Source organism: Amorphoplanes friuliensis DSM 7358 (assembly GCF_000494755.1).
GTDB classification, from domain to species: Bacteria; Actinomycetota; Actinomycetes; order Mycobacteriales; family Micromonosporaceae; genus Actinoplanes; species Actinoplanes friuliensis.
Genome location: NC_022657.1, coordinates 8,710,808 through 8,731,486, shown reverse-complemented (window position 1 = coordinate 8,731,486; position 20,679 = coordinate 8,710,808). Strand labels below are relative to the sequence as shown.

The 20,679-nt window shown below is 69.3% G+C and carries 24 protein-coding genes; 14 read left to right on the top strand and 10 right to left on the bottom strand.

The window, feature by feature from the left end:
• Nucleotides 1-10 precede the first annotated feature (10 nt).
• Nucleotides 11-883 carry a PhzF family phenazine biosynthesis protein gene (locus AFR_RS40235; RefSeq protein ID WP_041841508.1) on the top strand — a complete coding sequence of 291 codons (873 nt, stop codon included), beginning with the start codon at nt 11-13 and terminating at the stop codon, nt 881-883.
• Between the two features lie 96 nt (nt 884-979).
• Here the strand turns inward: AFR_RS40235 and AFR_RS40230 are convergent, their stop codons facing one another.
• Together AFR_RS40230 and AFR_RS40225 are read right to left on the bottom strand one after the other, a co-directional pair.
• Nucleotides 980-1,480 (bottom strand): hypothetical protein, encoded by a 501-nt coding sequence (locus tag AFR_RS40230; RefSeq protein WP_023562594.1) that lies wholly within the window; start codon nt 1,478-1,480, stop codon nt 980-982.
• A gap of 20 nt (nt 1,481-1,500) precedes the next feature.
• A complete protein-coding gene (locus tag AFR_RS40225; protein ID WP_023562593.1) occupies nt 1,501-2,199 on the bottom strand; it encodes an HAD family hydrolase in 699 nt (232 codons plus the stop codon).
• A 126-nt stretch (nt 2,200-2,325) separates the two neighbouring features.
• On the opposite strand from AFR_RS40225, the gene AFR_RS40220 reads away from it, so the two are divergent.
• Together AFR_RS40220 and AFR_RS40215 are read left to right on the top strand one after the other, a co-directional pair.
• Entirely contained in the window at nt 2,326-3,267 is a 942-nt protein-coding gene (locus AFR_RS40220; RefSeq protein ID WP_041841506.1) for a DMT family transporter, read from the top strand.
• Nucleotides 3,268-3,311: 44 nt separating this feature from the next.
• Nucleotides 3,312-3,947: a hypothetical protein gene (locus tag AFR_RS40215; RefSeq protein ID WP_023562591.1), complete on the top strand. Its 636-nt coding sequence runs from the start codon at nt 3,312-3,314 to the stop codon at nt 3,945-3,947.
• Here the strand turns inward: AFR_RS40215 and AFR_RS44410 are convergent.
• A complete protein-coding gene (locus tag AFR_RS44410; RefSeq protein ID WP_023562590.1) occupies nt 3,944-4,561 on the bottom strand; it encodes a DUF4190 domain-containing protein in 618 nt (205 codons plus the stop codon). The genes AFR_RS40215 and AFR_RS44410 overlap by 4 nt on opposite strands.
• A 129-nt stretch (nt 4,562-4,690) precedes the next feature.
• Here AFR_RS44410 and AFR_RS40205 point away from each other — a divergent pair, with 129 nt between their 5' ends.
• Nucleotides 4,691-5,635, top strand: a complete 945-nt coding sequence (locus AFR_RS40205) for an SDR family NAD(P)-dependent oxidoreductase (RefSeq protein WP_023562589.1) — start codon at nt 4,691-4,693, stop codon at nt 5,633-5,635.
• Nucleotides 5,636-5,687: 52 nt separating this feature from the next.
• On the opposite strand, the gene AFR_RS48535 is transcribed toward AFR_RS40205, so the two are convergent.
• The 4 genes from AFR_RS48535 to trxA all read right to left on the bottom strand — a co-directional run bounded on the left by AFR_RS48535 (nt 5,688) and on the right by trxA (nt 10,455).
• On the bottom strand, nt 5,688-6,194 hold the full coding sequence (locus tag AFR_RS48535) for a DUF4190 domain-containing protein (RefSeq protein ID WP_023562588.1): 507 nt from the start codon (nt 6,192-6,194) through the stop codon (nt 5,688-5,690).
• Nucleotides 6,195-6,338: 144 nt separating this feature from the next.
• Nucleotides 6,339-6,746, bottom strand: a complete 408-nt coding sequence (locus AFR_RS40195; RefSeq protein WP_041841505.1) for a CoA-binding protein — start codon at nt 6,744-6,746, stop codon at nt 6,339-6,341.
• Between the two features lie 1,252 nt (nt 6,747-7,998).
• Complete coding sequence (locus AFR_RS40190) at nt 7,999-9,978, bottom strand: intein-containing Rv2578c family radical SAM protein (protein WP_023562586.1); 1,980 nt, start codon at nt 9,976-9,978, stop codon at nt 7,999-8,001.
• A 114-nt stretch (nt 9,979-10,092) separates the two neighbouring features.
• A complete protein-coding gene (gene trxA / locus AFR_RS40185) occupies nt 10,093-10,455 on the bottom strand; it encodes a thioredoxin (protein ID WP_023562585.1) in 363 nt (120 codons plus the stop codon).
• 466 nt (nt 10,456-10,921) lie between these two features.
• Here trxA and AFR_RS40180 point away from each other — a divergent pair, with 466 nt between their 5' ends.
• From AFR_RS40180 to AFR_RS40150, 8 genes are all read left to right on the top strand, one after another.
• On the top strand, nt 10,922-11,584 hold the full coding sequence (locus tag AFR_RS40180; protein ID WP_023562584.1) for a TrmH family RNA methyltransferase: 663 nt from the start codon (nt 10,922-10,924) through the stop codon (nt 11,582-11,584).
• Between the two features lie 137 nt (nt 11,585-11,721).
• Entirely contained in the window at nt 11,722-12,345 is a 624-nt protein-coding gene (locus tag AFR_RS40175) for a DUF6758 family protein (protein WP_041841504.1), read from the top strand.
• 130 nt (nt 12,346-12,475) lie between these two features.
• Nucleotides 12,476-12,634: a hypothetical protein gene (locus AFR_RS47205; protein ID WP_023562582.1), complete on the top strand. Its 159-nt coding sequence runs from the start codon at nt 12,476-12,478 to the stop codon at nt 12,632-12,634.
• 9 nt (nt 12,635-12,643) lie between these two features.
• Complete coding sequence (locus AFR_RS40170; protein WP_041841503.1) at nt 12,644-13,534, top strand: PH domain-containing protein; 891 nt, start codon at nt 12,644-12,646, stop codon at nt 13,532-13,534.
• 44 nt (nt 13,535-13,578) lie between these two features.
• On the top strand, nt 13,579-14,430 hold the full coding sequence (locus AFR_RS40165; RefSeq protein WP_023562580.1) for a PHP domain-containing protein: 852 nt from the start codon (nt 13,579-13,581) through the stop codon (nt 14,428-14,430).
• A 51-nt stretch (nt 14,431-14,481) separates the two neighbouring features.
• Nucleotides 14,482-15,099, top strand: a complete 618-nt coding sequence (locus tag AFR_RS40160) for a MarC family protein (protein WP_023562579.1) — start codon at nt 14,482-14,484, stop codon at nt 15,097-15,099.
• A gap of 89 nt (nt 15,100-15,188) precedes the next feature.
• On the top strand, nt 15,189-16,022 hold the full coding sequence (locus tag AFR_RS40155; protein ID WP_084298520.1) for a RecB family exonuclease: 834 nt from the start codon (nt 15,189-15,191) through the stop codon (nt 16,020-16,022).
• Between the two features lie 614 nt (nt 16,023-16,636).
• Nucleotides 16,637-17,419, top strand: a complete 783-nt coding sequence (locus AFR_RS40150) for an IS5/IS1182 family transposase (protein ID WP_023562577.1) — start codon at nt 16,637-16,639, stop codon at nt 17,417-17,419.
• A 634-nt stretch (nt 17,420-18,053) separates the two neighbouring features.
• On the opposite strand, the gene AFR_RS40145 is transcribed toward AFR_RS40150, so the two are convergent.
• The gene (locus tag AFR_RS40145; RefSeq protein WP_023562576.1) at nt 18,054-18,896 is read right to left on the bottom strand and encodes an oxygenase MpaB family protein; all 843 of its coding nucleotides are present in this window, start codon (nt 18,894-18,896) and stop codon (nt 18,054-18,056) included.
• Nucleotides 18,897-18,941: 45 nt separating this feature from the next.
• The gene (locus tag AFR_RS40140) at nt 18,942-19,376 is read right to left on the bottom strand and encodes a Fur family transcriptional regulator (RefSeq protein ID WP_023562575.1); all 435 of its coding nucleotides are present in this window, start codon (nt 19,374-19,376) and stop codon (nt 18,942-18,944) included.
• A gap of 204 nt (nt 19,377-19,580) precedes the next feature.
• Between AFR_RS40140 and AFR_RS40135 the strand changes: the two genes are divergently transcribed.
• Nucleotides 19,581-20,060, top strand: coding sequence for a DUF2231 domain-containing protein (locus AFR_RS40135; protein ID WP_023562574.1), 480 nt, complete (start codon nt 19,581-19,583; stop codon nt 20,058-20,060).
• Nucleotides 20,061-20,105: 45 nt separating this feature from the next.
• On the opposite strand, the gene AFR_RS40130 is transcribed toward AFR_RS40135, so the two are convergent.
• Entirely contained in the window at nt 20,106-20,438 is a 333-nt protein-coding gene (locus AFR_RS40130) for a hypothetical protein (RefSeq protein ID WP_023562573.1), read from the bottom strand.
• 58 nt (nt 20,439-20,496) lie between these two features.
• Between AFR_RS40130 and AFR_RS40125 the strand changes: the two genes are divergently transcribed.
• Nucleotides 20,497-20,679: a hypothetical protein gene (locus AFR_RS40125; protein WP_023562572.1), complete on the top strand. Its 183-nt coding sequence runs from the start codon at nt 20,497-20,499 to the stop codon at nt 20,677-20,679.

Below are 20,679 nucleotides of genomic sequence, written 5' to 3'. Positions count from 1 at the left end.
GCGTCGACCCATGTCTACCGTGGCGTACGAGATCGTGGATGTGTTCACCGACCGCCCGTACGCGGGAAACCCGCTGGCGGTCGTTTTCGGTGGTGAGGGGCTCGCCGGGGATCAGATGCAACTGCTGGCCCGCGAGTTCAACCTGTCGGAGACCATCTTCGTCCTGCCGTCCACGGCCGGGGCGACCTACCGCGCCCGGATCTTCACTCCCGAGACCGAGCTGCCGTTCGCGGGGCATCCGAGCATCGGTGCGGCGGTGACGTCGGTACGGCGTGGTCTGGCCGAGGCCGGCGAGATCGTGCAGGAGTGCGGTGCGGGTCTGCTGCCGATCTCGGTGACGCCGGCCTCCGCGACGCTCACCGGGGGCACACCGACGCTGAGTGCGGGTCTGCCCGCCGACGAGCTGCTGGACCTGGTCGGGCTCGACGCCGAGGACTTCGCCGGCGGCTCGGCCCTGCCCGCGCGGGCGGGGTGCGGGCTGGAGTTCGTTCTCCTGCCGGTGCACCGGGACGCTCTGGCGCGGGCGTGGGCCCATTCCGAGCGGGCCCGGGCGTTGAAGGTCACCGGGATCAGTGTTTTCGCCTGGGACGCCGACACGCGTACCGCCTATGTCCGGGTGTTCTGTCCGGGTGTGTCCGTGCCGGAGGATCCGGCGACCGGGTCGGCGGCGCTCGGGCTGGGTGTGTGGCTGGTCGGAAACGGCTGGCTGCCCGGCGACGGGACGTCGTCCTACACGGTCCATCAGGGCGTCGAGATGCACCGGCCGTCGCTGCTGGAGTGCACGGTGACAGCCTCGGGCGGCGCGGTGACCACCGCCACGGTCTCCGGCCACGTCGTGGCGATCGCGCGCGGCGAGATCGCGGTGCCACCGTTCATCGGCTGAAGATCTGTCGGAAGCACGGGCCCGGCAGGGACGCGCAGCGACCGGTGTCCGCGGGAGCGACGGCCCGTACCCCCGCTGAGCTGGGACATCCTGGGTCTAGAGATTTCTTTTGCGGGCCCGGTGCAGCTTGAACGGACTCCGGACCCGGATGCGCGCCGGGGTCTCGCGCGGAGGTGCCGCGGCCGAGTCGGACGGCAGGCCCGGCGCGGCGACCAGGTCCTCCGTCGGGGTCAGGCGCAGGACCGCGCAGCCGGTCTCGGCCCACCGGGCGACCACCTGCTCGGCCGTTCCCGAGGCGTTGAGCCGCTTGCCGGCGAGCTGCGGGGCGATCTCCGCCCACGCCTCGCTGCCCGGTGTCAGCCGCTCGACCTGCGCCTCGACGATGAGGATGAGACCGCCGTTGTCGCCGCGCAGGCGCACCTCGGCCCGCGTGGCCTCGGCCAGGCCCGGCGCCGCCTGCTCGCCGAGCCCGCAGACCACGATCAGCGCGCCGTCGAGCGGCATGACCCAGAGGCCCCGCGCCGGACCGCCCCCGGCCGCGCCGATCCAGGCGATGCCGGCCTTCTTGATCGCCTCAGCCACCAGCTCGGTCGTCACCGGGCCATCCTCGCATGCGCTCAGGTCAGTGCCGGGACGCGATCCAGCAGGTCCAGGACCGCCGTCAGCGACGGCACGGTGAGCCCGGCAAAATCCTCGTCCGCGTCGAAGACCAGGTGGTCGCCGAGGTCCGGCGCAGCCAGGCGTACGGGTGTCATGCCGACCGCCGCCGCCCCGGTGAGCTCGTGGCTGCCGCCGTCACCGACGTAGAGGCAGTCCTCGGGGGCGACGCGCAGGCGCCAGCACGCCTCGAGGTAGATCAGCGGGTCGGGTTTGCACCGGCCGACCTCGACCGAGAAGACGTTCACGTCGAGCAGCGGGGCGATCGGCATGCTCGGCAGGAAAGCGGGCAGTTCGTGAGTGCAATCACTGATCAGCGCGGTGCGGAGGCCGCGTCGCTTGATGGCCTCGAGAACGCTTTCCGCGTCGGGGCGCAGCCGGGTGTCGGCTTTCAGGGCATTCACGCGGGCAGGCACCGCGGCCTGCAGTTGTGCTGTTCGCGGGCTGCCACCGGCCTGCTCGGTGACCCATCGTAGGGTGGCTTCGGCCGAGCCGAAATGACCTCGTGCCCGGACCTGAAAGGTGCGGTCCAGAACGCTGAGCACCGCGTCGGGATCACAGCCGAGTGCCCGGGCGATCTCGGCGTGCTGAGGCCCCCTCCGAACGGAACGGGTCAGAGTGCCGAAAAAGTCGAACACCACCGCTTGGTACGCGGCCATGGAAAACCACTCTCCAGAGGGATTGACGAAAATGCATCGGCGGCGAGCGTAGCGAGTGGCTCACTTTCCGTACAACTGAGGTCAACAAACTGTGATGTGTCGATATGCAAGAAGCGACGGCGGGGGATGAATATGCGTTCAACACCCGCATTGCTCACGGGAGCCGCACTGACCGTGGCGGTCCTGGCGGTGTCCTCGTCGGCGCCACTGATCGCGTTCGCGGCCGCTCCGGCCCTGGCCGTGGCGTTCTGGCGCAACGGGCTGGCCTTCGCGGCCCTGACGCCGATCACGGTCGGGCCGCGCCGGTTCGAGCTGGCGACCCTCCGCAGCCGTAGTGGCGTCTTCGCGGTGCTCGCCGGGGTCGCCCTCGCGCTGCACTTCGCCACCTGGATGCCGAGCGTGCAGCTGGGGTCCGTGGCGACCGCCACCGCGCTGGTGGCGACGCAGCCGGTCTGGCAGGGCCTGATCGCCGCGGCGCAGGGCAAACGGCCGTCGACCGCCGGCTGGGTCGGCATCGGCCTCGCCGTCGCCGGTGCGGCCTGGGCGACCGGCATCGACATCGGCGTCTCGGGACAGGCCGTCCTCGCCGACGTCCTCGCCCTGATCGGCGCGATCGCCGCCTCGATCTACACCGCGTACGGCGAACGGGCGCGCGCCAGTCTCAGCACCACGACGTACACGTGGGTCTGCTACGGCACGTGCGGCGCGTTGCTGCTGGTCGTGTGTGTGGTCGGGCGGGTGCAGCTGCACGGGTACGACAACCGGACCTGGGCCGCGATCCTGGCGCTGGTGGTCGGGGCGCAGCTGCTCGGGCACTCGATGTTCAACTACGCGCTGCACCGCACGTCCGCGACGACGGTGAGCGTGCTGATCCTGCTGGAGGTCCCCGGCGCGGCGCTGCTGGCCTGGGCCTGGCTCGGACAGACACCCCGGGTCGCCGCCCTCCCGGGCCTGGGCCTGCTGGTCGTCGGCGTGGCAGTGGTGGTGCTCGGCGGTGCCCGCCGCCGTGCCGCCCTGGGCTCCCCGGCCGCGCCGGCCGATGTGGCCGATCCCGCCCCGCCTCGTTGAACCTTGGCGAACTGCCGCCGCCCGCGGTAGAGAGGTGGGATGAGATGCGCAGCGATCGATACCGGCTCTGTCTGCTGCTGCTCGGGGCGGTGCTCGTGACGAGCGCCTGCGGCGAGCCCGAGACCCCCGAAACCGGCCTCACCGGCGGCTGGACGACCGCGGGCTGCGAGTTCTCGCGTACGCCCGAGACGGTGACGATGGGCGGCCGCATCCTCCCCGCGACCCCGCCGGCGCTGGAAGCAGCCATGGCCCGGATCGACGCCGGCGGCCGGGCCGACTTCCCGACGAGCTACGCCGGCCTGGAAGTCGACCAGGAACGGGTGCGCGCGATCGTCTACCGCGTGCCGTCGGCCCCCTTCGACGACTTCATCCGGAACAGCGCCGAAGACACCTGCATCGTGGTCCGCGACGCCGGGCACAGCCTGGCCGAGCTGATGGAATGGAACGACCGCCTCGTCGCCGACATCCCGGCCTGGCAGGCCCACGGCGTCCGCATCTCGAGCATCGCGGCCCGCCACGACGGCGTCGGCGTGGAGATCGGCACCGGCGACGTCGACCTGGCCCGCTCGGAGATGTCCCGGCGCTACGGGCGTACGGCCCCGCTGGTCTTCGTCGAACAGGGCCCGGTGGTGCCGCTGGCGGTCCCCGGCGTGCCGACGGCGCCCCAGCCGGGTGGCTAGTAGGTCGTCCGTCCGGAGTCGGATATGACGGCGGCGAAGAGGAAAATCGCACCGAGCACCGCCACGCCGGTCACAGCCCAGCCGATGATGATGCCCGCCAGGGCCAGACCACTGCCGTTGTTGCCCGTGGTGCGGATCCGGCGCCGGGCGACATGCCCGAACACCGCGCCGACGATGCCGAGGAGACCGCCGACACCCCAGAAGCAGAGCCCGGCGACGCTCGCACAAGCCACCACCAGCGAGGCGATGGCCATACCTTCCGTCGGGCGGGTGGGCGGATAACCACCGTTCGGGTACGAGTAAGGGCTGCCGGGCAGGCTCCCGTAGCCCTGCTGCTGGAGCTCGTAGCCCGGCTGCTTGCCGTAGTCGGGGGTGGCGCCGTAGCTCGGGGTGGTGCCGTAGCCGCCGCTCTGTCCGTAGCCGCTCTGTCCGTAGCCGCCGCTTTGTCCGTAGCTGGGTGGCTGGTAGGGCTGCGGAGGCTCGTAGGCCTGCGGCGGCGGGTAGCTCTGGTTGTGCGGTGGCTGGTAGGGCTCCGGCGGCTGGTAGGCCTGCACCGGCGGGTCCGGTGGCGGCGGGTAGGTGCCGTCCGGCCCGGGCGTCGGCGGATAGGTCATGACTTCCTCCTCCGGCGCGTCGTGTCCGCCCGCCAGAATACTTGCCGCTGTCACGGCCGTCGCCTGTCCGCGGTGCGCCACGGGTGTTCGATGTTTGCCCCGGCAGGCGGGAGCGGGCAGGATCGCCGCATGGTCTTCGACGCCCGTTCCGCCAGCGGCAGCCGGTCGAGGCGGGATGCCACCCGCCCCGCCGCCGGCCGCCGCCCCAGGTCTGCCGCGCCCAGTTCCGAGCCCGAGCAGGACCAGGAGCCGGATCCCGTCGATCTCACCCAGGACGAACCCGCGACCGAGGTCGAAGCCGAGGAGGGCCCCGTGACGCTCCGCCTGGACGGAAAGGTCGCCCTGGTGACGGGCGCGGGCAGCCCGGACGGCATCGGGTACGCGACGGCTCGCCGCCTCCGTGACCTGGGCGCCCGCGTGGCGATCGTCTCCACGACCCGCCGCATCCACGAACGCGCGTCGGAGCTCGGCGTGACCGGTTTTGTCGCCGACCTCACCGACGAGGCCGAGGTCGGTGCCCTCGCTGACGCGATCGCCGACCAGCTCGGTGACGTGGAGGTTCTGGTCAACAACGCCGGTCTAGCCAGCCGTACGAGCCCCGAGGTGCTCCGGCCGGTTGCACAGCTAACCTACGACGAGTGGCGCGCGGAGATCGACCGGAACCTGAGCACGGCGTTCCTGTGCAGCCGCGCGTTTGTCGGCGGCATGTCGGAGCAGGGCTGGGGCCGCATCGTGAACCTCGCGGCAACGGCCGGCCCGATCAACGCACTCCCCACCGAGGCGGCCTACGCGGCTGCGAAGTCGGGCGTGGTCGGTCTGACCCGCGCACTGGCGATGGAACTGGTCGCCGACGGCATCAACGTCAACTGCGTCGCCCCCGGAACGATCTACACGGCGGCGTCGACGGTCACGGAGATCAAGCAGGGTCTCGGCACCCCGATCGGCCGCCCCGGCACCCCGGACGAGGTCGCCGCGGCGATCGCGTTCCTCTGCTCGCCGGCCGCGTCCTACATCACGGGCCAGATGCTGGTCGTCGACGGCGGCAACAGCGTCCGCGAGGCGGAATTCCGCTGATCCGCAGCTTGCGCAGGCCCGGCGGACCGTGGTCCACCGGGCCTGACCGGCATCAGTAGGTCGTGCCGCTGCTCGAACCGATCGCGAAGATCGCGACGATGATGTAGAACGCGCAGATCAGCACGTAGATGCTGGTGAAGATGTAGCCCAGCCACAGACCGGCCGTGGCCAGCCCCTCACCGGACTCACCCGTCTGACGCATCTGCTTCTTGGCGATGTGCCCCATGACGATCGCGGCGGGCGCGAACACAAAGGCGAACACCAGGCTCAGAATCGCCATCGTGTTGGTCGGCGGCGCCTGGTTGAACGGCTGCTGCGCATACGGCTGGCCGTAACCGGGCTGCTGCCCGTAACCAGGCTGCCCGTAGGGCTGCCCGCTCGACGGGGCACCGTAGGGCGGAGGCTGGCCGTAAGGCTGCCCGCTCGACGGCGCGCCGCTGGCCGGAGCCGCATAGGGGTCCTGCGAATACGGCTGCGAAGGGTCGTAGCCCGGCTGCTGCCCGTAGGGCTGCTGGGGCTGATATGGGTCCGGCGTGCCACCGGGCGGCGGGTAAGTCATTAAAGGTCCTCCTCGTTCACCCCGGCACGGTACTAGCCGCCGCCCATTCCGGGGCACCCGCTGCTGCGTGTCCGACCGTCCCGCCGCATGTCACGGCCCGTTCGAGTGCCTCCGGTGCGGTCCTGGCCGCCCTCGGAACCGGGCTCAGGTGAGCTTGGTGAGCCTCGCAACGGCCCGCTCGACGGCCAGACAGCGATCCTCGACGTAGTCGATCCCGGCCTCGGTCGCGATCCGCCGCGCCTCCGCGGAAACGATGCCGCTCTGCAGCCAGACAGCAGGAGCCTTGATCGCCACCGCCTGCCGGACGATCTCCACGGCATCGGCCGAGGGCCGGAAAATATCGACAAGGTCGACAGCCTCGGCCAGGTCAGCCAGGGTCGGAACGGTCTTCACCCCGAAAACCTCGTCGACAAACGGGTTCACCGGAATGATCTTCCACCCGTGCCGGAGCATCTGCAGCGGCACGGTGTGCGACGGCTTGGAGGGATCCCGTGAAGCCCCCACCACAGCAATGACATCGGCCTCCGCCAGGATCTGCTCTGCACTCCTCATGCCGTTGACTCTATCGACGGGGGTGGGGGTGGCGGCGATGAAGTTCCAGGCCTGTGGACAACCGACGGCCCATCCTTCCTCGACCTGGATGCATGTTCCAGCCCCGACCCAAACGGTGCACGCGGGCACGTTGCTTCCCCTCCTCGTCACGACGCTTTGCGGTCACCGAACTCTGTGGCTGAGCACCCGACCAGCCCGGCCAATGGCCACGGGCACCCGGCACCGCGGCACGGCCACCGGCCACCCGGCCACCGGCCACGGGCACCCAGCCAGCGGCCACCCGCCATCCCGGCCACGGCCACCGGCCACCCGCCACGGGCACCCGGCCAGCGGCCACCCACCACCCCGACCACGGGTCACCAGACATCCGGCCACTGGACACAGGGCAGCCCGGCCGCCGGCCGCTCGCCGCCGGGACACCGGTCACCCGCGCCCGGGACACCATTCGCGGTGCCGGACCGCCACCGCGCCGGCGCGGGCGACGCCTGCCTCCCAGGTCGACGCCTTGACGCCGGCCAGCACCCCTGTCCAGTCCGGCACTCCGCTGGCGTGGCTGACACCCTGCCGACCCGGCCGGTCAACCCGAAACGGCGTTCCGTCTCACCCCTCGGCAACGACCCGGGCCGGGTTCATACGGCTGGCATTCCCGCACCCATCGCGGGAGGCCAGCGGCCGCCGCTAACACGATGACCATGATCAGCGGCACGCCGATAGCCGGTTTCCGCCGGTGGTTCGGCGCCGTCTTGGTTGTTAGGTCGGCCGCTGACCACCCGGGTATCAGCCCGTGCGTCAGCGGATCCGGTCACCGACGCCTGAGCTTCCGAACGTTCGCGCCTCCCCGTCCAACAGCCGTTCTGCCGGCCGAAGCCCTCCGCCCGGACGTCAGGTCCGCCAGTACCTTCCGCACGGTCGATGCCGACCGGTTCTGCGCTGCAAGGTGATGCCGGAGGTCCCGGTATCCGGGTCTTCGGGCTATCCGTGTGGTCCCGGTGTCCCGGAGCTCTGGGGTCCGGACAGCGGGGGTGCTCCTGGTGGTCAGGGCCGCCTGCGGACGGTCAGCGCGCTGCTGTAAGCCGGGTCCGACCTGGCCGTCACCTCCATCTGACCGTTCGGCGTCTGGCCCGCGCTGGCGGTCCAGATGTCGATCATGAGAACGCGTGTGAGGCGCAGGCTTCAGCTCCGCTTGGCCCATCAGCTGGTGGTCGGCGAGCCCTGAACCCCTGGCGGGGCTCGGGCCGTCCAGCCCTGCGGGTTACAAGAGGGTCAGTTGCTGGGGCTCTGGGTGGCGTGGGGCGAGCGGCGCGTTGTCGGTCGGGTCTGCGTCGGCGTAGGCCGTGGCGGGGGCTGCGTTGGGGCCGGACATCCGGGCCTCGCCCGCCCCCGCGCGGTGCAGGCCGTGCCGACGCGCGGCCATGCGGACGCGGGCGGTGATTTCGTGTTGGTAGGTCTTGGGGAGGTAGGAGCCGTTGCCGTACAGGTCGCGGTAGCGGGAGGCCAGTTCGGGGTGTTCGCGGGTCAGCCAGGAGGCGTACCACTCGCGGGCGCCGGGGCGGAGGTGGAGGGCCAGGGGGGTCACGCTGGCCGCGCCTGAGGCTGCGATGGCGGAGACCGTTTCCTCGATGGATTCGTCGGTGTCGGTGAGGCCCGGGAGGATCGGGGCCATCAGGACACTCACCCGGAAGCCGGCGTCGGTGAGCTTGCTGACCGCGTCGAGGCGGCGGCGCGGGCTGGGGGTGCCGGATTCGACCGCGCGCCACATGTGTTCGTCGACGAAGCCGATCGACATGGAGAGGCCGACGTCCGTGACTGTGGCTGCCTGGCGGAGGAGGGGCAGGTCGCGCAGGATCAGCGTGCCCTTGGTGAGGATCGAGAACGGGTTGGCGAAGTCGCGGAGCGCCGTGAGGATCTGGGGCATCAGGCGGTAGCGGCCTTCCGCGCGTTGGTAGACGTCCACGTTGGTGCCCATGGCGATTGATTCGCCCTGCCAGCGGGGTGCGGCGAGTTCTTTGCGGATCAGTTCGCCGGCGTTGACCTTGACGACCACCTTGGAGTCGAAGTCGTGGCCGGCGTCGAGGTCCAGGTACGTGTGGGTGTTGCGGGCGAAGCAGTTGTGGCTGACCACGCCGTCGGCGATGAAGTCGCCCGTACCGGTGGTGATGTCGAAGAGGGGGAGGGTCAGGCCGAGGTCTTCGATGTCGGCCACCGTGAGCTGGGACTCGCTGCGGACGCCGACCCCCGAGGCGTCGAGGGGTGCTTCGGTGACGCCGGTGAGGTGGCGGAAGCGCAGGGCCGCCCACAGGTCGCGGGCGATCTCGACCGAGTAGACGCCGCCGAGCTGGGCGTTCGGTGGGCGGCGGCTGGGGAGGCCCAGGTGGGTGAGGGCGTCGGTGATGCGGTCGAGGTAGCCGAGGTCGCGGCTGGTGAAGACGACCGCGAGGCGGTCGGCGTAGCCGGTGGCACCGAACGCGCCGGCGAGGAAGCCTCTGAACCAGCTGCCGGTGGGGAGCTCCGGCCAGCGGAGGGCCACGTGCATGGGGATGTCTTCGAGGTAGGTGTCCGCGCGGACCCAGGCGTCGCCCTCGCGGGAGCCGGCGGGGGCGCCGGCGTCGCCGCGGACCAGCCCGCACAGGTAGCCCGTGCGGTAGTCGGGGGACTCCTTGGGCGGGTCGGCGAAACGGCCCACGCCGGACATGCGGTCGCCGACGGCGAGGGCGGGCAGGCCGGGCTCGGCGGGGCTGACGTGGCGCCAGCCGCGGTCGGTGAGGAAGCGGTGGTCGCCACTGGACACCAGGCGGGTGCCGTCGGCCAGGGTGACGCGGAAGGCGCGTTTCGACGTCGTCCAGTGATCCAGCACTGTGGTCGGGACGTAACGCCGGTGGGGGCCGGCGCCCATCGTGCCGAGGACCGCGTCGCCGGGCCGGAGCTGGGACAGGGGACGCGTCGAGCCGTCGGCGAGCAGGATCGGGGTGTCGCCGCTCAGGCAGTAGGAGCAGGCGTGTGAGCAGCCCCGGTAGGGATTGATCGTCCAGCCGAAGGGAACGCGGGACGCCCCGGGAACGCGATTGATCAGGGACTTGGCGCGGACCTCGTAGAAGGTCATGCCGGCGAAGCCCGGTGTGTCGAACGTGCGGACGGTCGCTCCGGGCAGCGCCAGCGGCAGGGGTGGGGCCGCCGGCGCTGCGTTCAGGAGCGACTCGTCGTCGGGGGAGGCCGACAGGTTTGACCATCGCATGGCGAAGATTCGAACACACGTTCGATCAACCTGTCCACCCGTACCCGGAAGACGTACCAAAAAGGAGCACCGCGGACCGGAAGCCGGTCCGCGGTGCTCCTTCGGAACTGAAAATCAGTGGTTGTGCGCGGCGAGCTGCTTGCGCACGTCTTCCATGTCCAGCTTCTCGACCTGGTCGATCAGGGACTCGAGCGCCGACTCGGGGAGGGCGCCGGGCTGCGAGAAGACGATGACGCCATCGCGCACAGCCATGATCGTCGGGATCGAGGTGATCTTGAACTTGGCCGCCAGGTCCTGCTGGGCCTCGGTGTCGACCTTGCCGAACGTGATCTCGGTGTGCTTCTCCGAGGAACGCTCGTATGTCGGCGCGAAGCGGACACAGGGCCCGCACCAGCTGGCCCAGAAGTCGACCAGGACGATGCCGTCCTTGCCGGTCACCTCGTCGAAGTTCTCTGTGGTCAGCGCAACTGTCGCCATGATCTCTCCGTCCACGGGAAAAAGGCCACGGGAAAGAGGCCTACGAGCGGTGTCAACCCATCGTCCAGGTACTTGATTCCCGCCCTCGGGCCGGCCGACACGTGGCCTGCGGCACCATTTGCGGCCCGGGACGTTGACCATGGGCGACTCATCGTAACGCAAAGTAGGGAGAGTGCTCTCAATTGTTAAGCCCCGTGTGACGTCCAATTTGGGGCGAGAGCAGCATCGGTGGGCGCTCTGGCCGACGCCTACTGCAGCTCGATAACGACAAGGTCACCACCGAAGGTAATAGGTAACAAAGTTAAATGTGATTTGGGTCACTCTTGAAACCCCTTCACATCGATACGCAGGGTAAGGCAAACTCTTCTCCAACAGAGCGTGGGCGGCGGGTGCCGGGGAGGGCCCCGCCGCTCATTGCGTCTCCCCCCAGGTGCGGCCCGCGGGCCCCTGGTTAGCCTCCTCGACCATGGTCGACGAAATTCCCGGTGCCGTAGAGACGACGGACGAACCCGTAGCCACGGATGGGATCGGTGTCGGTCCCTGGCCGGGTGAGTGGCCCGAGGATGAACATTACGACCCCGAGTTGCTGGCGCAGGGCGATCGACGCAATGTGGTCGACCGCTACCGCTACTGGCGGCGCGAGGCGGTGGTCGCCGATCTTGATCTGCGCCGGCACCGCTTCCACGTCGCGATCGAGAACTGGCAGCACGACTTCAACATCGGCACGGTGGTCCGCAACGCCAACGCGTTCCTCGCGGCCGAGGTCCACATCGTCGGGCTCCGGCGGTGGAACCGGCGCGGCGCGATGGTCACCGACCGCTACCAGCACGTGCGTCACCACCCGACGATCGAGGACTTCACGACCTGGGCGGCCGAGGCCGGCCTGCCGGTCATCGGAATCGACAACCTGCCCGGCTCGCGGCCCATGGAGTCGGTCACCCTGCCCCGCGAATGCGTCCTGATCTTCGGCCAGGAGGGGCCCGGTCTCTCCGAGGCCGCCCGCGCTGCCTGCAGCGCACTCTTCTCGATCGCCCAGTACGGGTCCACGCGCTCGATCAACGCCGGCGTGGCGAGCGGCATCGCCATGCACTCCTGGGTACGCGCTCACGGCGAGCCGCCGCCCGGATGATCGGACGGGCGAACCGCACGATGCGCCCGGGTTCTGCCGATTCGCTTGACGAGGGCCCCGCCGACCCGCACCTTTAGGGGGTGGGTGTCACAGTGAGTTGCCCCCGTTGTGCTGCGCAGGTCCGGCCGCCGGACCTGATGCACAGTGATTGGCGCTGCGACAGCTGTGGCGACGTCTCTCCGTTCCACGTGGCGGAGCACATCGGCCCCGAGATCATCGAGAGCGCGCTGAGTCAGCCCGCGCCGACCGTCGACCACCTGCCGCTCTGGTGCCCCTGGCCGCTGCCGCCGGGCTGGATGGTCACCGGTGTCGGCTGGGCGGGTGACGATCGCAGCGGCGTACGCGCAACGGCCCTGTCGTGCAGCGGGCCGGAGCCGCTCGGCGGTGGCCCGGCCGATCTTGTTCTGATCGCGGAGCAGCCCGGCGTCGGGCTGGGCACGCGTTTTGCGGGCATCCCGGGCATCGATCCGGGCCACCTGCTGGCCGACGCGCTGGGTGACTGTGACCCGGGTGGACACTCGGGTCCGCACGCCAAGATCAGAGCCGGCGGGCATCCCACTCCACTGTGGTGCGTCAAGTCCCCGGAGGATCGAAGCGCCTATGTGAGTGAAGCCAAAGGAATGTGGCTCTATGCGGTAGCGTGGCCCGCGAGCGCGGGTTACTTCCTCGCCGAGCATGTCGTCCTGCACGACCTGTCCGACGGGGTGCCGCCCGAGCTCGTGTACGGAGCGCCGTCTCCGTACCTGCACGGCCGGGCCTGAACACAAAGGTCTGAACTCGCAGGTGCGGTATCGGCTTTTCAGCCACATTGTTCACACTGAGCCACGAAACTGATACCGTGAGTGTTGCCGCGGCGATGACCGTCACCCGCAACGGAGGAGAAGGCCCGCCATGATCAAGAAGGTTCTCACCTGGCTTGGCATTGCATTCTTGATCTTCTTCATTGCGTTCAACCCGAACTCGGCTGCGGCCGTGTTCGAGTCACTGGGAAGCACCATCGGGGACATTGCCCGCGGTTTCGGAACGTTCTTCACCAACCTCGTCGCTTAACATCACCTGATGGGTCCTGGTGAGCCGCGTCAACCTGAAGATGAGGGTGCGCGCCGCCCTCAGGACGACGACGAGACTTTCGGATACAACGATCCGGCGTTTCGTGACGACCGTCCCGAGTATGCCCGGGGTGTGGCCTCGTCAGGCCCCGGCTACTCCGCCGACGCCGGTTACTCGGCCGATGCCGGATATTCGCCCGACGCCGGTTACGCCGGCTACGGCACTGATCCCCGCGACGAGGACTACCGCGACCCCGGTGAGTACGACGATCCTGTCTTCACGCCGGAGGAGCTCGAAGGCCTCGGCGGCGAGGGTGCGGGCGTCGCGGGTGGACCCCGGCGTGTGCTGCCGCTCGAGGACGAACCGACCACTCTGGTCTCGCGCTACCTCTTCCCGACCGAGCGATATCGCGGCGAGTGGAAGAGGCACTGGATCCACCTCTCGACGCCGCTGCTGATCGGCATCGGGGCGACGCTGGCGCTCGGCTATCTGGCGGGCTTCCTGACCCGGCAGAACATCGACGGCCTGGTCACCGCGGCGGTGCTGATCTGGCTCGGCGTCATGGGCTGGGTCGCGTGGAAGGTCGGCGACTGGTATTTCGACCGCTTCATCCTGACCAACAAGCGCGTCATGGTGGTCAACGGCATCATCACCCGCAAGGTGGCCATGATGCCGCTGCTCCGGGTCACCGACATGAAATACGAACAGTCCGCGCTCGGCCGCATGCTGAGCTACGGCACGTTCGTGCTGGAGTCGGCCGGTCAGGACCAGGCCCTGCGCGAGGTCAAGCACCTGCCGAACCCGAACGAGCTCTATCTCCGGGTCGTCGAGGAGATGTACGAACCGCAGGCCGTCGAGGCCCGGCTGGGCAAGGACGGTGACGCGGGCGACGATGCCTGACGTCCACATTCCTGCCGCGGGCCTGCACCCGGTAGCGTTTTCGAGTGACCAGAATCGACCTGCACTGCCATTCGACCGCCAGTGACGGCACACTGACCCCGGCCGAGCTGGTCCGTGCGGGCTCCGAAGCCGGTCTCGACGTGATGGCCATCACCGACCACGACACCACCGGCGGCTGGGCGGCGGCCGCGGCAGCGCGACCCTCCGGCCTGACTCTGGTGCGAGGCGCCGAGCTGTCCTGCCGCTGGTTCGGCGTGGAGCCGGCGATCCCGTTGCACCTGCTCGCGTACCTCTTCGACCCCGAGGAGCCGCAGCTCGCCGCCGATCTGGTGCGGCTGCGGACCGACCGCGAGCACCGTGCCGAGAAGATCGTCGAGCTGCTGCGGGCGGACGGCGTCGACATCTCGTGGCCCGAGGTCCACGGTTACGCCGCAGGTGGCTCGGTCGGCCGGCCGCACATCGCCCAGGCGCTGATCCGAGCCGGGCTGGTGCGCACCACCAACGAGGCGTTCGCTTCGCGGTGGCTGGGCGCCCGTTACTTCGTACCGAAGGCGGATCTTGATGTTTTTGAGGCCGTGCGATCGGTGCGGGCAGCCGGTGGGGTTGCGGTGTTCGCCCACCCGAACGCGACCGTGCGGGGCCGCATCGTCCCCGACAAACTGATCGTCGAGCTGGCCGCCGCGGGCCTCTTCGGGCTCGAGGCCGACCACGAAGATCACACCCCGGAGCAGCGGGCCCACGTGCGCGCGCTCGCCGACGACCTCGGCCTGGTCGCCACCGGATCTTCCGACTTCCACGGTACGCACAAGACGGTCCGGCTGGGTGCCTTCACCACCGCCCCCGACGCGTACGCGCAGATCGTGACCGCCGCCACCGGAGTGCCCGTCCTGGGGTGACGATCGACGCAGTCCCGGGCGTCCCCGAGGGCCGCGGCCTAGGTTGATCCCGTGAATCTGAAGCTGTTCGGCGAGGTCTTCGTGACCCTCCTGGTGATCGTGGACCCACCGGGCATGGTGCCCGTCTTCCTGGCCCTGACCGGGACGTTGCCCGTCAAGGAGCGCATCCGTGCGGGCACCCAGGCGGTGCTGCTGGCCCTCGGCGTCATCGTGATCTTCGCGGTGGCCGGCCAGACACTGCTCGACTACCTCCACGTCCAGCTGCCCGCGTTGCAAGGCGCCGGTGGTCTGCTGCTGGTCCTCGTGGCGTTGCAGCTGCTCACGGGCAAGACCGACGAACCGTCCGAGCAGGCCGGCACCAGCAACGTCGCCCTGGTGCCCCTCGGTACGCCTCTGCTGGCCGGCCCCGGCGCGATCGTGGCAACCATGCTCTTCGTGCAGCGTGCCGACGGTCTCAACGACTACACAGTCATCGGCCTCGGCATCATCGCAGTGATGGCCACGGTCTGGCTGGTGCTGCGCTTCTCCGGCGGCATCGTCAAGCTCCTCCGCCCGGGCGGCATCGAGGTGCTGACCCGCATCGCCGGCCTCCTCCTCGCCGCCATCGCGGTCCAGCTGATCGCCGACGCCGTTGCCGCTTTTGTGGAGTTGTACACCGCCGCGGCCTGATTCTTGTCGGAGGGTGCTGGCAGGATTACTTCGTGCCCAGGACCTCCCCCCGATCGGCCGCGGTGCCCGAGCAGTTGGGCTTTGCCGGCATGCCCGAGCGCCTCTTCGTCTGCACGCCGAGCAAACTCGGCTCCTACGCCGACTGCCCGCGCCGCTACCGCTACACCTACATCGACCGGCCGTCACCGCAAAAAGGCCCACCCTGGGCCCACAACTCCCTCGGCGCGAGCGTCCACACGGCCCTCAAGAACTGGTACGCCGTAACCCCCGACCGCCGCGTGCCGGAGTCCATGCCCATGCTGCTCAAGTCGACGTGGGTCCGCGAGGGTTACCGCGACGTCGACCAGGAACGCATCGCCTACCGCAAGGCGCTGGGGTGGCTCGACACCTACGTGACCGGCCTCGATCCTGAGGACGAGCCGCTGGGCGTCGAGCGGGTGGTGGCGACCAAGACCGCGGTGCTCGCATTCAACGGCCGCGCCGACCGCATCGACTCCCGCGTCGGCGACGATGGCCCGGAGGCTGTGATCGTCGACTACAAGACCGGCCGCTCCGGGCTCGACGCTGACGACGCGCGGGGGTCCCAGGCTTTGGCGCTCTACGCGTACGCCGCCGAGCGAGTCTTCCGGCGGCCGTGCCGCCGGGTCGAGCTGCACCATTTGCCTACGGGCACCGTTGCCTCGCACGAGCACACTGAGGAGTCGTTGGCTCGGCAGGTGGCGCGGGCGGAAGACACAGCTCGCGACATCATGGCGGCGGAGAAGGCGGTGGCGGCGGGGGCTGATCCGGACGCTGAGTTCCCCACTAATCCGGGGACGCTGTGTAGCTGGTGTGACTTCCGCCGTAGCTGTCCGGCGGGGCAGGAGGTCGCGGCCAAGGAGCCTTGGGCTTCGGTCGAACACCTGGAACGCCCGCCGGCCTGACCCAGGCTGCGCTTCTGTCTGAGCTGGGTCGCGTGCTGGAAGGACCGGTCGTGCCCGGGCGCTGGGCTTCTGCGGCCGGGCCCAGGGCTGGCCTGGCCGGGGCTACCTAAGGCCCGACTTCCTTGAAGTTGGGCTTTACGGGCTTGCGGAGTGCCCGACTTCCTTGAAGTTGGGCTTTACGGGCTTGCGGGAGTGCCCGACTTCCTTGAAGTTGGACTCCACGGGCTTGCAGAGAGCCCGACTTCCTTGAAGTTGGGCCTTCCGAGGTTGCTTTAGGCCCGGCTTCCTTGAAGTTGGGTTCGTGGGCTCCCGTGGACCTGACTTCTTTGAAGCTGGGCTGCGTGGGTTCGCCGTTGGCCCAGTTTCCTTGAAGTGGGCCTTGTGGGCTTGCTGCAGGGCTGACTTCCCCGGAGTTGGGGTTTGTGGGGCTGTGGTGGGCCCGACTTCTTCGAAGGTGGGCTTTCCGGGCTTGCCGTAAGCCCGACTTCCTTGAGCCTTTTTCATCGTGTTGGTGCTGGTCACGATGGCGGGTGTGGGTCGGGTATCGATGAAGGTGAGGCTCCCGGTAAGACAGCAGTCGACCAAGATCCGATGCCCCAACCGGGAGCCTCACCGTGCTGTCTTACCCCGCGACGATCTCTCTGTCCAGCCAGTCCCTGAACCACCTGGCCACCCTCATCCGTCACCACCGCCGGCAACTACGGTCACGGTGGCGGCGGCTGAACCCGGCCCGGCAAGCCCTGCTCGCCCTGGCCCACCTGCGCAACGGCGACACCTACCACCGCCTGGCCACCGGCTTTTCCATCAGCACGACCACGGCCTGGCGATACGTCCGCGAAGCCATCGACCTACTCGCCTGCGCAGCACCGGATCTGACCACCGCGATGACCCGGATCCGGCGGCTCTGTTTTGTGATCCTTGACGGCACGCTGATCCCGATCGACCGGGTCGCCGACGGCAAGGCTTACTACTCCGGTAAACACCGACGGCACGGCATGAACATCCAAGTCGTCGCCGACCCCGCCGGCCGGCTCATCTGGGCCTCACCCGCACTACCCGGCAGGGCACACGACCTGACCGCGGCACGCACCCACGGCCTGATCGACGCCCTGACCCACGCCGGTGTGATCACCTTCGCCGACCGGGCCTACCAAGGCACCCAAAGCCCGTTGATCACTCCGTACAAGAAACACAAAGGCCGCAGAGTTTTCACCGCCTGGAACAAGCAATTCAACCGCGACCACGCTGCGATCCGCGCCAACGGTGAACGCGCCAACGCCACTCTCAAGCAGTGGAAAGTCCTGGTCCAGGTCCGCTGCAGCCCTGGCCGGACCACCGCGATTTTGCAGGCCATCCAGGTTCTGCACAGCATCGAGGCAGCTGATCACCCACGATGAAAAAGGCTCCTTGAAGTTGGGCTTTGGCGGTTCGTGGTAGGCCCGACTTCGTTGAAGTTGGGCCTTCCGAGGTTGCTTTAGGCCCGGCTTCCTTGAAGTTGGGCTATGCCGGCTCGCCGTAGGGCCGACTTCCTCGGAGTTGGGGTTGTGGGGCTGCCGTGGGCGCGACTTCCTTTGAAGTTGGGCACTGCGGGCTTGGTGTAGGGCCGACTTGGTTGAAGTTGGGCCTACCAGGTCTGCCGTAGGGCCGACCTCCCCGGAGTTGGGGTTGTGGGGCTGCCGTGGGCGCGACTTCCTTTGAAGTTGGGCACTGCGGGCTTGGTGTAGGGCCGACTTCCTTGAAGTTGAGCCTAATAGGTCTGCTGTAGGGCCGACTTCCCCGAGGTTGGGGTTCTTGAGCGGCCGAGAGTCCGACTTCCTTGAAGTTGGGCTCTGGGGGCTTGGCGTAGGGCCGACTTCCTTGGAGTTGGGCCTGTTGGGCTTGCCGAAGGGTCCCGCGTGCGCAGGGCTGTGAACTGCTGCGTCGTGGTGCGTTACCTGCGGGGTGGGGCGGGACAGCGTGTTGGGCGCAGTTGCTTTGTCTGGCCGAGCTGGCCTGGGTTGAGTGCGGTGGTGGAGGCGGGCCGGGCTGGGGTTAGGTGAGGCCGGCGCGGTCGAGGGCGGCTCGGCGCATGGGGGCTTCGCGGTATCGCTCGGGCATGGCGGCGAGTAGGGCGCTCAGGAAGAGGCGGAGGCCGCGGAGTGAGAGGTCGGCGGAGAGGTCCGTGGTGGGCCAGCCGAGACCGCCGTACATCTTGCGGGCCCAGGCTGGGAGCAGGGCCACGGCGGTGCCGGCCACGCCGAAGTAGGCCCAGCGGGTCGGGCCGAGGGTCAGGCCCAGGCGGAGGGCGCGGCTGCCCCAGTTGCTCGGCACCGGGGGGACGGTCAGGAAGAAGGCTGTTTCGGCGGCGTCGCGGGTGATGCCGAGTTCCGGCTGCATGCGGTCGTAGTAGGCCGCGACCTCGGCGGCCGTGCCTGGGACGGTTGACGGGTCCAGGCCGACCAGCTCTGCGGCGCGCAGCTGCTCGGTGTAGTAGCCGTCGACTTCCTCGTCGGTGAGTTTCAGGCCGGCGCGGCGGGCGGTCGACAGGAACGACTCCACCTCGGCCACGTGGACCCAGCGCAGGAGGTCGGGCTCGTCGATGCGGAACTTTTCGCCCGTACGCGGGTCGGTGGCTGTCATGCGTGAATGCAGGCGCCGGATGCGGCTGGCAGCCAGCTCGACCTCGTCGGTGGTGCCGTAGATGACCGTGCCGACGTATTCGGAGGTGCGGTTCAGGCGGCCCCACGGGTCGGAGCGGAAACCCGAGTTCTGGGCGATCCCGGCGACCGCGCGCGGGTGCAGGGCCTGGAGGTAGAGGGAACGCAGGCCGCCCAGCAGCAAGATGGGCTCCTTGTGCACCTTCCACGTGACCGAATCGGGGCCGAAGAGTCCCATGTCCATGCCTCCAGCGTGCCACGCCGGGAGGGAAGTTGAACAGGTTCAGGCAGCGCGATCCGCGCCTCTTCGGCGCTGGCACGACGGGCACAGGCCCCAGAAGGTGACTTCGGCCTCATCGACCTCGAAGCCGTGGCCGGTGCCCGGATCCAGGCAGGGGCGCTCGGCGACGGCGCAGTCGACGTCCTCGATCGTGCCGCAGCTGCGGCAGACGATGTGGTGATGGTTGTCGCCGACCCGGGACTCGAAACGGGCCGGGCTGCCGGCCGGTTCGATGCGCCGGGCCAGGCCGGCGCGGGACAGTGCGCCGAGCACGTCGTAGACCGCCTGGGTCGACACCGAGTCGAGGCGTTCCCGGACCTGGCGGGTGATCTCCTCGACCTCGAGATGACCGCCCTGGGTCAGCACGTCGAGCACCGCCATGCGGGGCCGCGTCACGCGCAGACCGTTCGCGCGCAGCAACTGCTCACCGGTCGGCATCACACCATGACAGCACGCGACACCGGCGGGCTCAACCTCGTCCCAGGCGCGGGAACGGTCGGGAGGGCACGTTTTCGAGAACATGCGTGTGGCCGGTGAACCGGAATGGTCGACTGCGCGTAGGCGGAAACGGGGGGATGTTTGCGGCGTCAGATAACTCTAGGCTGACGTCCCTGGGTCCCGAATCGTTCCAAGGAGGTGACCGTGTTCGACCAGATCAACGGCATGCCCGTACACGCTCTTGTGATCCACGCGGCGGTGGTCTTCGTGCCGCTGCTGGCGCTGCTGGCCATCGTCTACGCGGTCCTGCCCCGGTGGCGATCGAAGATCGGCTGGGCTGCGGTCCTGCTCGCGATCGCGGCACCCGTGACGGCCGGGGTGTCCATGGCCTCCGGCGGCAAACTGCGCGAGCGCCTGATCGGCAACGGCATGAGCGGCCCGCCGCTCGAGGCCATCGATGACCACATGGGCTTCGGGACGTTGACGTTCTACTTCTCGCTCGGACTCGGCGTTGTGACTCTCGTCATGGTGTTCCTGACGCTCCGTAAGTCCAGTCGACCGCTACCGCGCGCAGCGGAGCTGGGACTTGCAGTGATCATGGTGGCGCTCGCCGCGGTTTCCGGCTATTACGTCTTCAGGACGGGGGACTCGGGAGCCCAGGCAGTCTGGGGAACGAGTTCCTGACGGTCCGCCGTCCCGGCCGCCATGTGGGGTGGTGGCCGGGACGGGTCAGAAGATCGCGCGGGCGCAGAGCAGGCACATCAGGATCAGCGCGATCGCGCCCGCGACCAGGCCGACGCCGTACGTCACCGTGCGCGCCGAACCCTCGGTCTCGTCCAGGGAGTCCATGTCCTGGCCGGGCATGGACCGCGGCGGCGGAGGCTTCTGCACCAGCGGCGGTCGCCAGTACGGCGAGGGCGGCGGAGTGCGCGGCGGCCCCTCGTAGCGGGGTGTGGGTGCGGGCTGGGGCACCGGGCGGCCGGCCCCGAAGGGCTCCGGCTCGGAACCGGGGCGCTGCCAGTACGCGTCGTCATCGGATCCGGTCGGGGCGCTCACGTTCATCGACGCTACATCTATCCGGTGCGGACAGCGCACCGCGACGCGGCCTACCCTCAATACCGTGGACATCCTGGACGAGCCTGAACGTGATGCCGACGCCGAGCGCACCGTGGACTTCGAGCCCGAAGAAGCGCCGTTGCTGCCGGAACAGACCCGCGACGACACCGAACGGGGCTGGGGTTCGAGCGCCGACGACTCGAACGACGACCGCCTCCTGGAGGACCGTCCCCCGCACTGGGGCTGA